This is a genomic window from Undibacterium sp. Di26W (assembly GCF_049340265.1).
Lineage (GTDB): Bacteria > Pseudomonadota > Gammaproteobacteria > Burkholderiales > Burkholderiaceae_D > Undibacterium.
Window position 1 is genome coordinate 1 of record NZ_JBMPOR010000059.1, and the last position, 1,253, is coordinate 1,253.

A 1,253-nucleotide genomic window follows, 5' to 3' on the forward strand; every position below is an offset into this window, starting at 1 on the left:
TGTAGTGGTCAAGTATTTTCGGACACTGGGATAGGTTCTTTTTCTGCCATTTTTTGCTCATAGACACTGGGTGGCAGATTGCCCAGGGCAGAATGCAAGCGAACGTTGTTGTAAAAGCCCACAATATAGTCTGCAATGTCATGCATCGCTTCTGCGTGATTGGCATAATTCTTTCGCCAGACACGTTCCATCTTTAAGCTCAGGAAGAATCGCTCCATGACTGCATTGTCCCAGCAATTCCCTTTTCTGCTCATACTGCAAATACATTCATATTTCTTCAGCAGGCGCTGATAGGAGGCGCTTGCGTACTGACTCCCCCGGTCTGAATGCATGATCAGCCCTGCGGCAGGCGCACGTTGAATCAGTGCCATTTGCAGGGCATCACAAACGAGTTCTGCATGCATATGCGGTGCCATCGCCCAGCCCACGATCTTGCGTGAATGCAAGTCCAGCACTGCAGCCAGATACAGCCATCCGCTCCGCGTACGGATATAGGTGATATCAGCCACCCAGGCACGGTTCGGTTCATTCTGTTCAAACTGGCGATTCAAATGGTTTTGTGTTATCGGTAAATCATGTCTGCTGTCAGTGGTATGAATGAACTTGCGTTTCCAGACTACATGCATTTGATGTCGCTTCATGAGGGTACGTATCCGGTGACGCCCCACCTGCACGCCTTTTTGCTGCAGACTGCTTTGCAACCGGCGGCTACCATACGTGCTGCCACTGACTTCAAATGCTGCCTTCAGATGTACGCTGGTCGTGCAGATTCGCGGCTCGCTTTTCTGATTCCTCAAATGGGCGTAATACCCTGACCGTGACACTTCCATTGCCTTGCATGCAGCTTGTATCGAGATGGCCTTCTGTTGCAACTGATGGATGACCTGATATTTCATTTCAGTTCTTTGGCAAAGAAGGCCGACGCCTTTTTTAAAATATCGACGTCCTGTTGGAGCTGCCGGTTCTGGGCTTCCAGTTCACGTATGCGTAACTGTTCTGCCGTTAAAGGTTTGCCCACACCAGCCTGTTCAAGTTTCTGTACATTTATCTGACTCAGCCAACGACGTACCGCTGTCTCTCCCAGATCAAATTCCTTGCACACCTGGCCCACACTTAAGCCCTGTTCTGTCACCATACGGACAACTTGCAACTTAAAGCCAATCTCAAATGTTCTTCTTTTTGCTTTCATCTCTTTTCCTCAATAAGTGAATTATCCCACCTATCTCGGTGTCCGTTATTATTAGACCACTACA

The 1,253-nt window shown here is 48.7% G+C and carries 1 protein-coding gene; it reads right to left on the minus strand.

Translation table 11 applies throughout. From position 1 onward, the window contains the following. Positions 1 to 8 precede the first annotated feature (8 nt). Positions 9 to 1,189, minus strand: a protein-coding gene (locus ACO0LM_RS28590; protein WP_423042332.1) for an IS3 family transposase whose coding sequence is annotated in 2 segments (ribosomal slippage) — positions 9 to 922 and positions 922 to 1,189 — 1,182 coding nt in all. Because the reading frame shifts where the segments join, the coding sequence is not laid out codon by codon here. Positions 1,190 to 1,253 lie beyond the last annotated feature (64 nt).